The organism is Xanthobacter variabilis (genome assembly GCF_043831965.2).
Classification (GTDB): Bacteria; Pseudomonadota; Alphaproteobacteria; order Rhizobiales; family Xanthobacteraceae; genus Xanthobacter.
Genome location: NZ_CM195533.1, coordinates 1443486 through 1459219 on the forward strand (window position 1 = coordinate 1443486; position 15734 = coordinate 1459219).

At 69.2% G+C, this 15734-nt stretch carries 16 protein-coding genes; 4 read left to right on the plus strand and 12 right to left on the minus strand.

Translation table 11 applies throughout. The annotated features are described in order from the left end of the window. The first annotated feature begins 13 nt into the window (after positions 1-13). Complete coding sequence (locus V5F26_RS06245; protein WP_234053873.1) at positions 14-358, plus strand: DUF1491 family protein; 345 nt, start codon at positions 14-16, stop codon at positions 356-358. Between the two features lie 513 nt (positions 359-871). On the opposite strand, the gene V5F26_RS06250 is transcribed toward V5F26_RS06245, so the two are convergent. The 4 genes from V5F26_RS06250 to purD all read right to left on the minus strand — a co-directional run bounded on the left by V5F26_RS06250 (position 872) and on the right by purD (position 3915). Beyond that, positions 872-1528: a DUF1254 domain-containing protein gene (locus V5F26_RS06250; protein WP_394058714.1), complete on the minus strand. Its 657-nt coding sequence runs from the start codon at positions 1526-1528 to the stop codon at positions 872-874. Then, on the minus strand, positions 1525-2103 hold the full coding sequence (locus V5F26_RS06255; protein WP_234053871.1) for a DUF1214 domain-containing protein: 579 nt from the start codon (positions 2101-2103) through the stop codon (positions 1525-1527). Before V5F26_RS06255 ends, V5F26_RS06250 begins: the two co-directional genes overlap by 4 nt. Positions 2104-2199: 96 nt before the next feature. Then, positions 2200-2643: an acyl-CoA thioesterase gene (locus V5F26_RS06260; protein ID WP_234053870.1), complete on the minus strand. Its 444-nt coding sequence runs from the start codon at positions 2641-2643 to the stop codon at positions 2200-2202. A gap of 9 nt (positions 2644-2652) precedes the next feature. Then, on the minus strand, positions 2653-3915 hold the full coding sequence (gene purD / locus V5F26_RS06265) for a phosphoribosylamine--glycine ligase (RefSeq protein ID WP_394058711.1): 1263 nt from the start codon (positions 3913-3915) through the stop codon (positions 2653-2655). A gap of 163 nt (positions 3916-4078) precedes the next feature. Here purD and xseA point away from each other — a divergent pair, with 163 nt between their 5' ends. Both xseA and V5F26_RS06275 read left to right on the plus strand, forming a co-directional pair. After that, complete coding sequence (gene xseA / locus V5F26_RS06270) at positions 4079-5710, plus strand: exodeoxyribonuclease VII large subunit (RefSeq protein ID WP_394946950.1); 1632 nt, start codon at positions 4079-4081, stop codon at positions 5708-5710. A gap of 106 nt (positions 5711-5816) precedes the next feature. Next, a complete protein-coding gene (locus V5F26_RS06275; protein WP_234053867.1) occupies positions 5817-6044 on the plus strand; it encodes a DUF2093 domain-containing protein in 228 nt (75 codons plus the stop codon). 1348 nt (positions 6045-7392) lie between these two features. Here V5F26_RS06275 and lpxK read toward each other — a convergent pair. The 7 genes from lpxK to V5F26_RS06310 all read right to left on the minus strand — a co-directional run bounded on the left by lpxK (position 7393) and on the right by V5F26_RS06310 (position 13363). Further along, the gene (lpxK, locus tag V5F26_RS06280) at positions 7393-8427 is read right to left on the minus strand and encodes a tetraacyldisaccharide 4'-kinase (RefSeq protein WP_394946951.1); all 1035 of its coding nucleotides are present in this window, start codon (positions 8425-8427) and stop codon (positions 7393-7395) included. Further along, positions 8424-9722 carry a 3-deoxy-D-manno-octulosonic acid transferase gene (locus V5F26_RS06285; RefSeq protein ID WP_394946952.1) on the minus strand — a complete coding sequence of 433 codons (1299 nt, stop codon included), beginning with the start codon at positions 9720-9722 and terminating at the stop codon, positions 8424-8426. Before V5F26_RS06285 ends, lpxK begins: the two co-directional genes overlap by 4 nt. Then, a complete protein-coding gene (locus tag V5F26_RS06290; protein WP_234053864.1) occupies positions 9719-10435 on the minus strand; it encodes a lysophospholipid acyltransferase family protein in 717 nt (238 codons plus the stop codon). Before V5F26_RS06290 ends, V5F26_RS06285 begins: the two co-directional genes overlap by 4 nt. 154 nt (positions 10436-10589) lie before the next feature. Continuing rightward, positions 10590-10835: a DUF4170 domain-containing protein gene (locus V5F26_RS06295; protein ID WP_234053863.1), complete on the minus strand. Its 246-nt coding sequence runs from the start codon at positions 10833-10835 to the stop codon at positions 10590-10592. A gap of 19 nt (positions 10836-10854) precedes the next feature. Continuing rightward, the gene (locus V5F26_RS06300) at positions 10855-11721 is read right to left on the minus strand and encodes a 3'(2'),5'-bisphosphate nucleotidase CysQ (protein WP_234053860.1); all 867 of its coding nucleotides are present in this window, start codon (positions 11719-11721) and stop codon (positions 10855-10857) included. A gap of 179 nt (positions 11722-11900) precedes the next feature. Next, entirely contained in the window at positions 11901-12845 is a 945-nt protein-coding gene (gene ubiA / locus V5F26_RS06305) for a 4-hydroxybenzoate octaprenyltransferase (protein WP_394058703.1), read from the minus strand. 29 nt (positions 12846-12874) lie between these two features. After that, the gene (locus V5F26_RS06310; protein ID WP_394058701.1) at positions 12875-13363 is read right to left on the minus strand and encodes a hypothetical protein; all 489 of its coding nucleotides are present in this window, start codon (positions 13361-13363) and stop codon (positions 12875-12877) included. 264 nt (positions 13364-13627) lie between these two features. Here V5F26_RS06310 and murB point away from each other — a divergent pair, with 264 nt between their 5' ends. After that, positions 13628-14608 (plus strand): UDP-N-acetylmuramate dehydrogenase, encoded by a 981-nt coding sequence (murB, locus tag V5F26_RS06315; protein ID WP_394946953.1) that lies wholly within the window; start codon positions 13628-13630, stop codon positions 14606-14608. Between the two features lie 69 nt (positions 14609-14677). Here the strand turns inward: murB and V5F26_RS06320 are convergent, their stop codons facing one another. Continuing rightward, positions 14678-15733, minus strand: a complete 1056-nt coding sequence (locus V5F26_RS06320) for a methyl-accepting chemotaxis protein (protein ID WP_394058697.1) — start codon at positions 15731-15733, stop codon at positions 14678-14680. Position 15734 lies beyond the last annotated feature (1 nt).

The following is a 15734-nucleotide window of genomic DNA, read 5'->3' on the forward strand; positions in this document are numbered from 1 at the left end:
GAACGATTCAGCCATGCGCCTCAAGAGTGGAATTTTCGTCTCGGCCCTGCTGCGCCTTGCCCAGGTGGAAGGCGCCTTCGGTGTCGTCGCCCGGCGCGGCTCGGAGGAGGCGGGCGCCGTCTTCGTCAAGGTGACGCCGCTGGACGGCACCGCCGCCCTCTATGGGCCGGCCCCGCAGAGCGCGTTCGGCGAGGATGATGACGGCGACCGCAAGTTCTGCCTGCTGGTGCCCCCGGGCCGCCCGGAGGCGGAGGCCGATGCGCGCATGGCCAAGGAGATCCGCTTCGACCCCGATCTCTATCTGGTGGAGATCGAGGACCGGCAGGGGCGGCATTTCCTCAACGTCGTGGAGCCTTGACGCAGCGTCGCCTCCGCGCGCTTGCCCCGAAGGTTTGCCTTTACGCCTTTCGGCGAATGATCCAGTGCGCCGCCTGTTCACCCAAGGAGAGCATTAACGGGGCGTTAAGCTTCGTGAAACCATAAGAGCGCGATCGACGTTGTGGTCATGGCTGTCGCACTGGAGGACCAGGGCATGAGCACTGTCATTGCGTTTCCCTCGAGGCGGGAAGCGCGGGCGCGGTCAGCGCCCATAGACCGGCGGGCGGAGCTGCCGGGACCGAAAATCGTCATTCTTCCGGTGGTGCGAATCGAGCGTCACGCGGATCCGGTTGCCGCTGACCCCGTGCATGTGGAAGCGGGGCCTGGCGCGCCGGTGCGCCTGGATGCGGGCCGTGCCCCACGGGGCCTGGAGCCGGCCGGGCGGCGTCACTGAGCCCCCGGGTCGTCAAGCGAGCCCTTGGGCGGTTGAGAGAGTCCTGGCGCGGTTGAGTAGAGGCGGGTTGAACGGCCCGGCAACCTGCGGGGCGCCGCGTCAGTTGGCCGGCGTGCAGGTGGCCGCTTCCAGCTGGCGACGCACCAGCTCGCGCATGCTGCGATCACGCACATGGGCGCGCACCAGCACGATGCCTTCTTCCGAGGGGGATTCGATCACCAGCCGGTCGGCGGCGGTGATTTCCTCGTCTTCCGGCAGCGCGGCCTTCTGGTCGGCATTCATGAGATCGAGCTCGATCACCTTGCCGGCGGCCTGGTCCGAGAGGGCGTAGAAGGGCAGAGCCTGGTCCGTGTAAAACGAAACGGACGTGTAGTCGGCCGTGGCCGGCACCCTCACCTTCAGCGGCTTGTCATTGAGATCATAAAGGCACACGGCCGAAATGAAGGCCGGGTCCTGCATGGGCAGCACCGCCGACAAGGGGGTGGGGTCCGGCAACAGCTTCATCTCATTGCTGTCGGTGAGCGCGGCGAGGCGCGCGAAGGCGTTGTGCTCCGCCAGCGCCGGCATGGCGAGGATGGATACGATATGGGCGATGCCGGCCAGCACCAGCGCCACCGCCGCCGGCAGCAGCAGGCCGGCGGGCCACAGCCAGTTCACCCGCGCCAGCTGGCGGCGGAACCAGCCGCGCCCATTGCTCCCCTTGCCGTCCTTGCCCGGCCGGGGCACCCGCACGGTGAAGGTATCGAACAGGCTCACGGGCAGGCCTCCTGCACGATATGGGGCAGCACCGTGGTGGCATCTCCCGCGCCCGAGGCGAAAGAGAAAGGCGCGTCATAAAGGCGAAGCGCCACCTGCAGCCGCCCGCGCGCGCCGGTGGGCAGCCAGTTGCCGGGCCGGGCGCGCGGCGAAAGGCGGATGTCCAGGGCGCCGTCGGCCCGATAGAGCGCCTCGGAGCTGGTGAGGCCGTAGCGCTCGGCGTCGTTGGGAATGAAACGGCCTTCCTCGTCCATCACCGCCAGCGTCCACAGCCGGGCCTGGGGCAGGGTGCCGGTGATGCGCGTTTCGCATCGCCCGTCGATGGGCCGGCCCTTGTCGTCGGTGGTGGCGAGGAACAGCAGTCCGTCCGCCAGCTCCAGCGGCAGCTCGCCGGAACGGGCGACGGCGGCGCGCGAATACGGATCGGCCTTCACCGTGCCCGAGCGGGGCCAGCCCTGCCAGGGCCCCGCCTGCACCACGTCGAGCCCGCGCGAATGGGTGACCATGAACAAGGTCACCCCCAGCCCGAGCGCGATGGCGACGAGAAGGGTAAAGGCGAGAGGCAAGAGGCGCACGGCACCGTTCCGGCTATTTTCCCCCGCGAGGGAGCGACGCGCATCAGTAGAGCACAATCGTGGCGGGGCAAAGAGACCTGCGCCCCGCTATGCCCCTCACATATATTGCGACAGGAACGCGCGGCTTTCCGGCGGCAGCTCGGCGGCGCGGCGGGTCTGCGGGTCGAACAGCACAAGCACCGTGTCGGCGGTGGCGACGCACTTGCCGTCCTGGAACAGCCCCTGGACGATGCCCACCGAGCTGCGGCCGAGATTGGACACGCGGGTGCCGATATCCACCGTGCCCGGCCAGATGATCTCGGCGCGATAGTCCAGCACCAGGCGCACGATAACGAAGGCGAAGCCTTCCGGCGCCGCGCTGTGGCCGGGGCCGAGCAGCATCTGCGAGCGCCCGCTCTCCAGATAGCTGGAGAACACTGCGTTGTTCACATGGCCCTGCTTGTCCGTGTCGCCGAAGCGGATGGTGTCGAACGACTTCAGGGGGAAGTCGTCCAGCGTGGGCAGCGGGGCCTTTTCAGGCGGGCTCGAGGGTGCGGTCATCGCGACACCTTACGGCACCGGGCGCAGCGCGCGCCAGCCGATGTCGGAACGGTAGAAGCCGTCCGGCCAGTCGATGCGGGCGATGGCGGCATAGGCCCGCTCGCGTGCCTCCGCCAAGGTGGGGCCGGTGGCGGTGACGTTCAGAACCCGCCCGCCGTTGGAGACGAGATCGGCGCCCTTGCGCCGGGTGCCGGCCTGGAACACCAGGACGTCGTCAGTGCCCGCTTTGTCGAGGCCGGAAATGATGCTGCCGGTCTGGTGCGGCCCAGGATAGCCCCGGCTCGCATAGACCACGGTCATGGCGCTCGCGTCGTGCCATTGGGGGGTCACGCCGGCGAGGCTGCCGGTGGCGGTGGCGTAGAGCAGCTCCAGGAGGTCGCTGGCCAGGCGCGGCATCAGCACCTGGCATTCGGGATCACCGAAGCGGCAATTGTATTCCACCAGCTTCGGGCCGTCCTTGGTCAGCATGAGGCCGGCATAGAGCACGCCGCGATAGGGCGTGCCGGCCGCCACCATGGCGCGGGCCGTGGGGCGGATGATCTCTTCCATGGCGCGGCGCTCCAGCTCGGGCGTCAGCACCGGAGCCGGCGAATAGGCGCCCATGCCGCCGGTATTGGGGCCAAGGTCGCCGTCGAAGGCGCGCTTGTGGTCCTGGGCGCTGCCGAAGGGCACAACGGTCTCGCCGTCCACCAGAGCGAACAGGCTGGCCTCCTCGCCCTCCATGAATTCCTCGATGAGCACCTCGGTGCCGCCGCTGGCGAACACCTGCTCCACCGCGTCCACCGCGTCATCCACGGTGAGGGCCACCACCACGCCCTTGCCGGCCATCAGCCCGTCGGCCTTGATGACGATGGGCGCGCCCTGGGCCTTCACATAGGCCGCCGCCGCGGCGGCATTGTCGAAGCGGGCGAAGGCGGCGGTGGGAATGGAATTGGCTTTGCACAATTCCTTGGTGAAAAGCTTGGAGCCTTCAAGCCGCGCGGCCGCAGCGGTGGGGCCGAAGGCGGGAATGCCGGCCGCCTGCAGCCGGTCCACCAGGCCCGCCACCAGCGGCGCCTCGGGGCCCACCACCACGAACTCGATGCCGTGGTCCTTGCACCAGTTCACCAGCGTGTCGTGGGCGGAAAGGGGAATGCCCTCGATCAGCTCGGCATGTTCGGCGATGCCGGGATTGCCGGGCATGGCATAGAACTGGCCGATGTCGCGGCTCTGCGCCAGCTTCCAGGCGAGCGCATGCTCGCGGCCTCCTGAACCGAGCAGCAGAATGTTCATCGGCTCTCCACCCCCGCGCCTGTGATCGTCCTTGGGATTCTTCCTTGGCAGGGGTCATTGGCTATCGGCTCGGACGCGCGCATACAAGACCCTTCGCTCTGCGCTCGCCGCATAGGGGTGCCGCGGGCTATGCTCCGCACCCATTTCCGGTTGGATTGATTCGATGGCCGATCTTCCCGAATCGCGCGGCAATGCGCCTGAATGGAGCGTGTCCGAGCTCTCCGCCGCGCTCCGGCGCACGGTGGAGGATGCCTACGGGCATGTGCGCGTGCGCGGCGAAATTTCCGGCTATCGCGGCCCCCATTCCTCGGGCCACGCCTATTTCAGCCTCAAGGATGCGGGCGCCCGCCTTGATGCGGTGATCTGGAAGGGCACCTTCCAGCGCCTCAAGCTGCGGCCGGAAGAGGGGCTGGAGGTGGTGGCCATCGGCCGTCTCACCACCTATCCCGGCAAGTCCGGCTACCAGATCATCATCGAGTCGCTCGAATTCGCCGGCGCCGGCGCCATCATGGCCATGCTGGAGGAGCGCAAGCGCCGGCTGGCCGCCGAAGGCCTGTTTGATCCCGCCCGCAAGCAGGAGCTGCCCTACCTGCCGCAGGTCATCGGCGTCGTGACCTCTCCTACCGGCGCCGTCATCCGCGACATTCTGCACCGGCTGGCGGATCGCTTTCCCCGCCGGGTAGTGGTGTGGCCGGTGCGGGTGCAGGGCGAAACCTGCGGGGCGGAGGTGGCGGCCGCGATTCGCGGCTTCAATGCGCTGCCCGAAGGCGGGCCCATCCCACGCCCCGACGTGATCGTGGTGGCGCGCGGCGGCGGCTCGCTGGAAGACCTGCTGGGCTTTTCCGAGGAAGCGGTGGTGCGGGCCGCGGCGGACAGTTTCATTCCCCTCGTTTCCGCCGTGGGCCACGAGACTGACGTGACCCTGATCGATTTCGCCTCCGACGTGCGTGCGCCCACCCCCACGGCCGCCGCCGAAATGGTGGTGCCCGTGCGGTCCGACCTCGTGGCGGCGGTGGAGGGGCTTGGCGCCCGGCTCGCGAGTGCGCCGTTGCGCATGCTGGAGCGCCGCCGGGCCGACCTGCGCGGCCTCACGCGGCTCTTGCCGACCGCGGAGGACCTGTTCGCCATTCCCCGCCAGCGGCTCGATGCGGTGGGGGACCGGCTTCCGCTGGCCCTGAAGGCCAATGCGGCGGCCCATCGCCTGCGCCTGCTCCAGGCCGGCGCGCGGCTGTCGCCGCTCACCCTGCGCGCGCGCTTCGAGCGGGTGGGCGAGCGGGTGGACGGGCTCTCCGGCCGCCTGTCGCGGGCGGTGGAAATGACGCTGCGGCAGGCGCAGGAGCGGCTGCGGAGCAGCGGCCAGAGCTTCGCCCTGGCGCGCGGCGCCCATTTGCGCGCCCAAAGGGAGCTGAACGCCCGCCGCGCCGAATGGGTGGCCGCCTTCGGCCTGCGCGCCAGCCGTGCCATGGCGGGCCGGCTGCGGGATGATGGCCGCCGGCTGGATGGCCTGGCGCAGCTTCTCTCCGCTTTGTCCTACCACGGTGTCCTGGAGCGCGGCTTCGCCCTGGTGCGTGATGCGGAGGGCCGCGCCGTGCGCCGTGCCGGCGGCCTCGGGCCCGGCGCTGTCATTGAGATCGAGTTCGCTGACGGCCGGGTGGGGGCGCAGACATCAGGCGCGTCCGCGCACGCTGGCGTGTCGCCCGTCGCCGATGTGGGGGCGGCTGATCCCGTACTGTCGCCGCGCCGTGCGCCCGTCCGCCGCAAGAAGCCGGATCCGGGGCCAACCCTGTTCGATTGAGGACCCGATGACGGACACGCGCTCAACGGGAACGGGCCGCGCCTCTTTCGCGCGCCTCATGGAGGCATTATGCTTAAGGCCTCTCTTGAGGACGTTTCGTAAAGTGATGAACCGATTTGAACGCTTCCCCGAGCCCCACGGCGAGGCGGAGCTGCGCTATCTCGACGGGGAATTCCGCATTGTCCGTCCCGGCAGCTTCGTGCGCTGCGCGGTGACCGGCCAGTCCATCCCCCTCGACGACCTGCGCTATTGGAGCGTGGACCTGCAGGAGGCCTATGCCAGCCCCGAGGCCGTGCAGACCCGCATGCAGGAGCGCGGCCGCCCCGTCCCCTGAGCGCGGCTGTTCCGCGTGGGGGGAGCCAGCAGGCATCGGGTCCACACCGTTGGCATCGCGCTGAGCGTAAGCGCGTCCTGCCTCCCTTCAGCCCCTTCACGTGCCTGATCGTCAGGGAATCGCCCCTGAGCCGGCTGCTCGGGTCTCCGCAAGGGCAGGGGGCCCTGCGCCTCAGTCAAAGGGCGCGGCGCACTGTGCCCGCTCGCCACGGACTTCGGCGTGCCATCCGCGACTGAAATGACCACGCCGTGGAACCGCGCCGCTCAGCAGTGCTTTTCTGGCGGTGGTGAGCCGGAGGGCAGGCCGCATGGGTGCGGACTTGCGCCGGTTTTCGTGGTGAGCGCGGCGGACCACGTGGCTTTTGGCCTCCGCCTCTGAGCGCTGTCCCTGTGAGCGATCGCCGTCCAGGGAGGCCGTCCGCGAGCCGAGCAGCCCACGTTCACCATGCTCTTCCGGCTGTGGTCACCGATGGCTAGGCGAGCCCCATTCGCACGGACTTGCGCCTTTCTTCATGAGGAGCGTGGCAGGCTGCGGACCTATGCTCGGAAGCCTCCTGCCCTCGATCGCCCGCCTGTGAGCGATCCACATCGAAGGAAGCAGTCCGCGAGCTGCGTAGCCTCGCTCACCCATGCTCTTCCAGCGATGGCGACGCGATGGGGCGGCGAGCTCCATTCGTGCAGACTTGTGCCTGTCTGCGTCAGGAGTGCGTCAGGCCGCGAGCCTTTGTCGGGAAAGCCGCCCGCGCTGGGGCGCCACCCTTGTGAGTGATCGCCAACCAGGGAGCGGTCGGCGAGCTGCGTAGCCTCGCTTCCCCCCACTCTTCCGGCGGTAGGTACCAGATAGGCAGCAGAGCCTCATTCGCACGGACTTGCGCCTGCCTGCGTGAGCAGCAGGGCAAGCCGGGTCTTTTGCACGGGAGCTTCCCGCCTCCGGGCGCTTCCCCTGTGAGTGATCGCCATCCAGGGAAGCGGTCTGCGCCGCCTTGCTCACCAGTGCTCTCCCGGCTGTGGGCGCACGATGGACAGGTGAGCCCCGTGCGCGCGGACTTGCGCCTGCCTGGGTGAGGAGCGTGGCAGGCCTCATGCCTCTGCCTGGACGCCTTTCCCTCCAGGCTCGCCTCTGAAGAGGGATCGACATTTATGCGCCAGGGGCGGCAGGGCGCGCGCTCACTCTTCCGCTTCGAGGGGCTGTCGCTGCGGTTGGCGGTGAAGATCGGCGCTCCATGCGTAACGGTGCTGCGGCTTTTCGGGGCAGGTGGTCCGCGCCGCGGGCTCCGCGTTCGCGCTGCTTTGCCCCTCCAGGCGCAAGCAGGGAGGTGGGCGCCTGCTGGCGGATCGCTGCCGCCCGCCTATGCCCGCGCCGCGCCAAGGCGTGTGCGGGCGCGCTCCTCGGCCAATCGCAACAGGGCGTCGAAGGCGGAGGGGTCGTCCGGAACCAGAGTGACGGATAGGACCGCGATGTGCGCCGCGAGGTCCTTCAATGGTGTGGTGCCGAGACGCGCCATGTCCTTGGCGGTGGTCACCAGGGTGGCGTTTGCCGCCCGCGCCTCGCCCCGCAGCGTCTCGATTTCCTGGCGGTCATAGGGGTGGTGATCGGCGAACGCCGTGCGGCGGCGCAGGTCGAGCCCCTGGGCCGTGAGTGTTTCGAAGAATTTCTCCGGCCGTCCGATGCCGGCGAAGGCGTGGAGCGGCCGGCCCCGGAGCGCGGCCACCGCCTGCGGCGCGGGCGCGAGGCGGGCGCGCAGGACCGGTCGCCGGAGCCGCTCGGCGATCCGCGCGACGGCGTCGCCGGCAGCGCCCTCGCCCACCAGAAGAACCGCATCGGCGCGGGCGATCTGCGGGGCGAGCGGCGCGCGCAGGGGGCCGGCGGGCAGCACCGCGCCATTGCCCACGCCCACGGCCGCATCCACCACCAGCAGGCTTGCATCCTTGGCGAGGCTGGCATTCTGGAAGCCGTCATCCATCACGATGTGGCTGGCGCCCAGGGAGGCGGCAAGCCGCGCGCCGCCGGCCCGGTCTCCGCCGGCCACGATGGTGGGGGCTGCCACCGCCAGCAGCAGTGCCTCATCACCCACCGCCTGTGCATCGTGAAGATCGGGCTCGACCCGGACCGGGGCGGAGACGGAGCCGCCATGGCCGCGCAGCAGAGCGAACGGGCGGTGGCCGCCCTGCGTCAGCCGGTCGAGGCACCACAATGCGGTCGGCGTCTTGCCGGCACCGCCCACCGTGGGATTGCCGATGCAGAGCACCGGAATCGGTACGCTCTCGCCGGGCCGCGCCATGCGGCGGAGCGTGATCGCCCCCACCAGGGCGCCGATGGGGGACAGCAGCGCGGCCATGAGCCCCGGCGGACGCCACCAGAAGCCGGGCGCGCGGGCGCTCATCGATGCTGCAGGCGAATGTGGATGAGATAGGGCTCGATGGCGCGCAGCGTATGCTCCAGCGCGCCGCCGAGGGCTTCCATGGTCTTCAGCCCCTGGCTTACCGCCTGCGCCCTCAGGTCGGGATCTCGCATGAGGGCGAATGTGGTGCGCGCCAGCGTCTCCGCGTCCTTTACCGGCAGGGCGCCGTAGTGGGTGTCGAGATGGCTGTAGATCTCGGCGAAGTTTTCCACATGGGGGCCGTGCAGGACCACGCTGCCCAGCTTCACCGCCTCAATGGGATTCTGGCCGCCATGGGGCACCAGGGAGCCACCCACGAAGGAGACGGGGGCCAGGCGGTAGAACAGGCCGAGCTCGCCCACCGTGTCCGCCACATAGAAGTCGGCATCGGGTGCCGGCAGTTCGTCGTGGCTGCGCTGGGCCGCCGCCCAGCCCCCCGCCTCGGCCAGGGCGACGATGGCGCGGCCGCGTTCGGGATGGCGCGGCACGATGACGGTGAGCAGATCGGGGATCTGCTCACACAGCAGCGCATGGGCCGCCATCACCACCTGATCCTCACCCGGATGGGTGGAGGCGGCGAGCAGCAGCGGCCGGTTGCCGATGGTTTCGCTGAACTCGCTGAAATCCGCGGGGTCGGCGGCCGGGGGCGGCACATCGAACTTCAGGTTGCCGCACACTTCCACCCGCTCGGAGCCGAGGGAGCGGAAACGCTGGGCATCCTCCTCGGTCTGGGCCAGGCAAAGGTCCACCCGCGAGAGTAGAGCGCGGGCGCTGCCGGGCAGCTTGGCCCAGCGCTCCGCCGAGCGGTTGGACAGGCGCCCGTTCACCAGCACCACCGGCGTGTCCCGCCGGCTCAGCTCCGACAGGAGGTTGGGCCACAGCTCAGATTCTGCCAGCAGCACCAGGTCAGGCTGCCAGTGATCGAGAAAGCGCCGCACGAAGGCGGCCGCATCCAGCGGGCAGAACTGGTGGATGACGCCCTCCGGCGCGCGGTGGGCCGCCACCTTGCTGGAGGTGAGGGTGCCGGAGGTCAGCAGCACCTCATAATTATGGGCGCGCAGGTGCTCGATCAGCGGCAGAACGCAGCTCACCTCGCCGACGCTGGCACCGTGTACCCAGATGAGGGGGCCTTCGGGGCGTTCCGCGCTGGCATAGCCGCGGCGCTCGGAGAGGCGCTCGGGATCTTCCTTGCCCTTGCGGACGCGATAGCCGAGCCATGCGGGCGTGAGCAGGGCGGCGGCGGAGCTGGCGCCGCGATACAGCCGCAGGGCCATCGGCAGCGCGCGCGATTTCTTCATGCGAGCCTCGATGGGGTGGAGCTGGCGCGGCCGCGGGCCAGGGCCTCCGCCCGCTTGGTGACGGCTTCGAGCCGCGTCTGCAATTCGTCGCGGGCGGCGGCCAGGGCGGCTTCGTCCGCGTCGCGCGGCACGTAGAGCGGTTCTCCGACCACAGCCGCGCCTTGCCCGAACGGCAGGTTGAGGCTGGCGCGATCCCAGCTTTTCAGGGTGATGCGATGTCGGGTCGCCATTGCGACCGGGATGATAGGCCGTCCCGAGTACCGTGCAATAGTAACGACGCCGAGGCCGACCTTGCGCGAGATCTTGGGCACGTCGGCGGTCATGGCGACGTTGATTCCGGCCTCCAGGGTGGCCAGCATCTCATAGGTGGCGGAAACGGCGCCCTTGCGGTGGAAGTCCCGGCGCGAGGTGGCGCCGGAGCCGCGGATCGTGCCGACACCCAGTTTTTCGGCCGCGATGGCGTTGATTTCCGCATCGGCATGACGGGAAATCAGCACCTTGGCTCGGTGGTGGGGCTTTTTGGCGAACGGCGTGAGGAAGTGCTGGCCGTGCCAGAAGGTCAGGATGGCCGGCAGCAGGGGATCGATCTTGTCGAAAACGTCGGGTGGTTCGATCACGAACCTCGTGGTGTGGGCCACGAGCTTGAAATAAGAAGCAAAGGTCGTTCCCGCCGCGAGTTGGAACGCGCGGTTGGTCCTCAGTCGCCGCCACATTGTTTTTTTTGCTCGCTGTGGTGAGAGGCACGCGGCCATGGACGGCCGCGCACGGCGCCATCCATAGCCGCTCTCGGGCTCCAGTCAAAGGGCGGGAGCGGATATGCCTCGGTCAGCGGGCGTTTTGGCTGGCTTTCCGCGGTGTCCCGATGGGTCACACCTCGTGGGTAGTGCCGGTTTCCGGGTCCAGCAGGCGGTGCAGGTGCACCACGAAATAACGCATCATGGCATTGTCCACATTCTGCTGGGACTTCGCCTTCCAGGCGGCCGCGGCGCTGGCATAGTCGGGAAAGATGCCGACGATGTCGAGCTTGGACAGGTCCTTGAACTCGGACCCGTCGAGGGCGGTGAGCTCGCCGCCGAAGACGAGGTGGGGCAATTGTTTGGAAGAGCTGGTCATGGCGTGTCCGGATGGATGGTCACGGTCGGGGTTGGGCCGCCCGGGACTGGGCAGAAAAAGCGGATGGGTCGTTCGCGGCGTCGAGCGCGACCTGATGCAGCGCGCCGCCGGCGCACAACAGAGCGGGGTGGCGCGGCACGGCGCGATTGTAGAGCAGGGGGGCGGCGTCCAGCGTGGTCAGGCGGCCGCCGGCTTCTTCCACCAGCAGGTCCGCCGCCGCCAGATCCCAATCGTGGCTGTCGGCGCGGGAAAGGGCGATGTCCACCTCGCCGGTGGCGACGCGCGCCAGCCGCAGCGCCAGCGAGTGGCCGCGCGGCATGCGGGTGATGGCGGCGGCGCGGGCCAGGGTGTCTAGGGCGTCGGCCGGACCGGCGCTCAGCGCGCCTTCGAGCGCGGTGCGGGAGCTGGCGGCCAGGGCGGCGCCATTGCGGGTCGCGCCCGCGGCCCGCGCGGCCAGGAACATCTCGTCGAGCATGGGGGCGAACAGGGCGGCCAGCACGGGCCGGCCATTCTCCACCAGGGCGACCGACACCGCCCAGTCGGGCGCACCGTTCATGTAGCCGCGGGTGCCGTCGATGGGGTCCACGATCCACAGCCGGCGGGCCGCGAGGCGGGCGGGATCGTCGGCGGTCTCCTCGGACAGCCAACCATAATCGGGGGCGAGGGCCGTAAGATGCTGGTGCAGGAAGCGATCAACCGCGAGGTCGGCTTCGGTCACCGGGGAATTGTTGCCCTTGGTCCAGGCCTTCACGCCGGCGGCCGCCATGGTGCGCGCAAGCTCGCCCGCACCCGCCACCACATCGGTGAGGTGGCGGGCCAGGGTTTCGTCGTCCGGGTGAGGGGCGCTGGCCCCGCCGGCGGCGGCGCTGACTGGCTCGACGCTCATGGCCCCGCCACATAGGAGCCCCGGGACACGATGGCAATGGGCCTTCCGTCTGCCCGGTGCCGCAAACGAAGGGGGAGAGGGCGCTCCAAGGGATGAAACACAGTGCAATTCATTGGTATACAACGAAGAAAGAATTTACGCCGCACCCTGCTTCATTTTGCATCTTCATTGGGCGCTGCTTAAGGCAGCAGCACCTGCAGCAAAGCGGGCACCACCATGTCGAGGCTCAGGCCGGCGAACAGGATGAGGCCGGCATCGCGATTGGAGCGGAACAAAGCCAGGCAGCGCGCGGAATCGTCGATGTCCAGATTCACCACCTGCCAGCGCAGATGGAGGCCGAAGCCGATCAGGCCGAGCATGGAGAACAGGCCCGCCGGCACCAGCATCAAGGCGCCCGCGAACAGCGCCACCACCAGCGTGTAGCACACCGCCACCGCAAGGCGGGTGCTGCGCCCGAACAGGAGCGCGGTGGAGTGCACGCCGACGATGGCGTCATCTTCCTTGTCCTGGTGGGCATAAATGGTGTCGTAGGCGAACACCCACAGCACCGAGCCGGCGAACAGCAGCAAGGCGGGGTCGGAGATGGTGCGGAACACGCTCGCCCAGCCCATCAGCGCGCCCCAGGAAAAGGCGATGCCCAAGGTGAGCTGCGGCACCGACGTGATGCGCTTCATGAGCGGATACACTGCCACCACGCCCAGGGAGGCGATGCCGGTGACCACGGCGAAGCGCGGCAGGCTCAGCAGCACGGCGAGCCCGATGAGGCATTGGAGCGCAAGGAACGCGAAGGCGCCGGGCAGGCTCACGGCACCGGAGGCGAGCGGGCGCGAGCGGGTGCGGGCCACCGCGCGGTCGATCTTGCGATCGAGAATATCGTTCCAGGTGCAGCCCGCCCCGCGCATGGCCACCGAGCCGATGGCGAACAGGATGAGCAGCGTGGGGTCCGGATAGGGCGAGCCGGCGGCGATGCCGGCGAGCGCGGTGGACCACCAGCAGGGCAGAAGCAGCAGCCAGGAGCCGATGGGGCGGTCAAGCCGCGCCAGATGCAGATAGGGACGCACCGGGGCCGGCGCGTGGCGATCGACCCAATTGTCCGGCGGCGCATCGGCGACCGTGGGACCCACGGCCCCCTGCTGTGTGCTCAAGGCGAGGCCTATTTCTGCAGAACGTTGCCGCTCAGGGTGTCAAACACGCCGCTCTTGCCGTCCGAGGCCTTGGTGGCGGAATAGCCGGTGGTGATGCCGAGCGCACTGGACAGGGAGCCCTGGGCCGGGGGCTTGGCCGGGCCGCTGGGGCCGGCGCCGCCATTGGCGGCCACCTGGCACACCTTGTCGCGAACCTCGTTGGTCTTCTTGTGGCTGGCGGCGGCCTGCTTGATGGCCTGCTCGGGAATCTGGCACCAGTCCTTGTTCTCGGTGAGGAACTTCACCCACTTGGCCTCGGCGGTGGAGAAGGCGCGGAACAGGGGGCACAGGGTCTGCGGGTCGGCCTTCTTCTTGCCGGCCTCGTTCAAAGCCTTGCCCTTTTCCTCCAGCTCGGCGCGCGCGGCGGTGACGTCGCTCTGGCAATCCGCCCACGCGGTGGCGATGGACAGGGCGCTCACGACGGCGACCACCGCGATCTTGAGCGTCGTCTTCTGCATCGAACACAGCCCTCTTCTTGTCCGCCCCTGATGGGCTCTAGATATACAGAGCGCACACATGGGGCAATATCGCGGCGAAGCCGACGGAAATGCCGGCGGACGCAACGGCAGCATGTCAGGAGACTCCTAACAGCTTGCTTCCATGGGAGCGAGTCTTCCGATAGGTCAGTGTTGTTGCGCGGCCTTGCCCTGGCGGCGTCCGTGTGGGACAGGCAGCGGCCCGGCCGGCGGCGGGCCGGAGATTTTGCGACCCGGATGATGCGGATGAGCTTAGCGGAACAGCAGCCGGCCCCAGGGCCGAAGGCAACGGAGCAGGTCTCCGCGGCCCCCTTCGCGGATCTCGTTCCCGAGCTCAAGGCCCGCATGCCCGGCCTGCGCGGCCGGCTGGAGGCCAATGCGCCGCTGGCCGAGCTGACATGGTTTCGCGTCGGAGGACCCGCCCAGGTGCTGTTCCAGCCAGCGGACGCGGAGGATCTCGCGGCCCTGCTGGCGGCGCTGCCGGCCGAGCTGCCGGTGATGGTCGTTGGCCTGGGCTCGAACCTCATCGTGCGTGATGGCGGCGTGCCCGGGGTGGTGATCCGGCTCGGCAAGGGGTTCACCCAGATCGAGGTCGAGGGCCATCGCATCACGGCCGGGGCCGGCGCGCCGGACGTGAAGGTGGCCCGCGCGGCGGCGGAAGCGGGGCTCGACGGGTTTGCTTTCCTGCGTGGCATTCCCGGGGCCATCGGCGGGGCGCTGCGTATGAATGCCGGCGCCTATGGCGGCGAGGTTAAGGACGTGCTGGTGCGCGCCGAGGCGGTCACGCGCGGCGGGCGGCAGGTCGTGCTCGAGGCCGCCGACATGGGCTTCAGCTATCGCCACTGCGATGCCCCGGCGGACCTGATCTTCACCCGCGCGGTGTTCGAGGGGCGGCCTGGAGACCGGGAAGAGATCGCCGCGCAGATGGCCAAGATCACCCAGAGCCGCGAGGCCACGCAGCCCATCAAGAGCCGGACTGGCGGTTCCACCTTCAAGAATCCCCCCGGCACCAGCGCATGGAAGCTGGTGGATGCGGCCGGGCTGAGGGGCTTCACCCTGGGCCGGGCGCAGGTGTCGGAGCTGCACACCAATTTCCTGGTCAATCTCGGCGGCGCGACCGCGGCCGAGATTGAGAGGCTGGGCGAGGAGGTGCGCCGCCGGGTGCTGGCCCATAGCGGCATCGAGCTCCAGTGGGAGATCAAGCGCATCGGCCTTCCCGCCCGCTGACGTCGCCTGCCCGCTGACGTCGCCCGGCCGCAGAAGCCGGGCGAGGCGCTCAGTGGCTGGCCGGGGCCCTCAATGACTGGCGGGGTCCTTGCGCGGGCCGGCACGGTTCTGGACGATGACGCCGTACCAGCCGAGGCCGCGATAGGTCTCGTATCCCGGCGTCAGGGCAAAGCCCACCATGGCGCCGTTTTCGTCGGTGTAATGGCCACTCTCGCCGGATGCCCGCAAGGGAAAGGTTTCCGAGAGAATGCCCACATTGTCCGAGGCGGCGATCACCCGGTAATGGGAATCGAGCAGCAGGCAGCGGGTGCGCGAGCGCTCATCGTCGCTGCGCCGCCCCCCGCCCACCACGGCCGCGGCCTGGGGGCGCCAATCGAAGAAGATGCCGAGCGCGCCCAGCGGGCGGCCGTTCACCGCGCCGCCGGCGCGCACCGCCGCGCTGTAGACCGCGGCCTGGGCACGATCGAGCGGGCCCACCGTGTCCACGTCCGCCACCGAGAAGTCCTCGCCGGAGCGGGTGGCCATGGCGGCGCGGAACCATTCGGTCCGCGACACGTCGGTGCCGACCACGCCGGGATAGTGCTTGGGCCGCCCATTGGCCACCACCCGGCCTTCGGCGTCGACGATCCAGAGGTCAAGATAGACGGTGTAGCTCTGCAGGATCACGCCGAGCCGTTCGGCCGCGTGGCGGCTGTTCTCGGGGCTTGGTGCTTCCAGGCAGTCCACCACGGCTTTGTCGGTGGCCCACCAGCGCACGTCGCAGGAGCGTTCATAGAGGTTGCGATCGATGATCTCGATCATGTTCAGCGCCTGGTCCGCCAGCCGCTGGCCGCGCACCTGCTCGGCCATGCGGCGGCCGATCTCGGTGAGTTCGACGATGGACTGGGAAAGGTCGCTGGACAAGGCGCTGGAAATGTCCTGGATCCGCTGCGAAACCGCTTTTACCTCGTTGGCGACCACCGAGAAGCCGCGCCCCGCATCCCCCGCCCGCGCCGCCTCGATCAGCGCGTTGAGAGCCAGGGTTCGCGTTTCCCGCGTGACGCCGTTGATAAGAGCGATCTTCTCGTGAGCAATGGTGCCGATGTGCTCGGAGAGCATCACCACCCGTTCCGGTTCTGCGCTCATT

What these genes read in the sequence shown, in the direction of transcription:
- V5F26_RS06300 (WP_234053860.1), bottom strand. Translation starts at nt 11,721, where the DNA reads ATGAGCGTCGAGCCAGTCAGCGCCGCCGCCGGCGGGGCCAGCGCCCCT.
- V5F26_RS06320 (WP_394058697.1), bottom strand. Translation starts at nt 15,733, where the DNA reads ATGAGCGCAGAACCGGAACGGGTGGTGATGCTCTCCGAGCACATCGGC.
- V5F26_RS06275 (WP_234053867.1), top strand. Translation starts at nt 5,817, where the DNA reads ATGAACCGATTTGAACGCTTCCCCGAGCCCCACGGCGAGGCGGAGCTG.
- purD (WP_394058711.1), bottom strand. Translation starts at nt 3,915, where the DNA reads ATGAACATTCTGCTGCTCGGTTCAGGAGGCCGCGAGCATGCGCTCGCC.
- V5F26_RS06245 (WP_234053873.1), top strand. Translation starts at nt 14, where the DNA reads ATGCGCCTCAAGAGTGGAATTTTCGTCTCGGCCCTGCTGCGCCTTGCC.
- V5F26_RS06310 (WP_394058701.1), bottom strand. Translation starts at nt 13,363, where the DNA reads ATGCAGAAGACGACGCTCAAGATCGCGGTGGTCGCCGTCGTGAGCGCC.
- V5F26_RS06285 (WP_394946952.1), bottom strand. Translation starts at nt 9,722, where the DNA reads ATGAAGAAATCGCGCGCGCTGCCGATGGCCCTGCGGCTGTATCGCGGC.
- lpxK (WP_394946951.1), bottom strand. Translation starts at nt 8,427, where the DNA reads ATGAGCGCCCGCGCGCCCGGCTTCTGGTGGCGTCCGCCGGGGCTCATG.
- murB (WP_394946953.1), top strand. Translation starts at nt 13,628, where the DNA reads ATGAGCTTAGCGGAACAGCAGCCGGCCCCAGGGCCGAAGGCAACGGAG.
- V5F26_RS06260 (WP_234053870.1), bottom strand. Translation starts at nt 2,643, where the DNA reads ATGACCGCACCCTCGAGCCCGCCTGAAAAGGCCCCGCTGCCCACGCTG.
- xseA (WP_394946950.1), top strand. Translation starts at nt 4,079, where the DNA reads ATGGCCGATCTTCCCGAATCGCGCGGCAATGCGCCTGAATGGAGCGTG.
- V5F26_RS06290 (WP_234053864.1), bottom strand. Translation starts at nt 10,435, where the DNA reads ATGTGGCGGCGACTGAGGACCAACCGCGCGTTCCAACTCGCGGCGGGA.
- V5F26_RS06295 (WP_234053863.1), bottom strand. Translation starts at nt 10,835, where the DNA reads ATGACCAGCTCTTCCAAACAATTGCCCCACCTCGTCTTCGGCGGCGAG.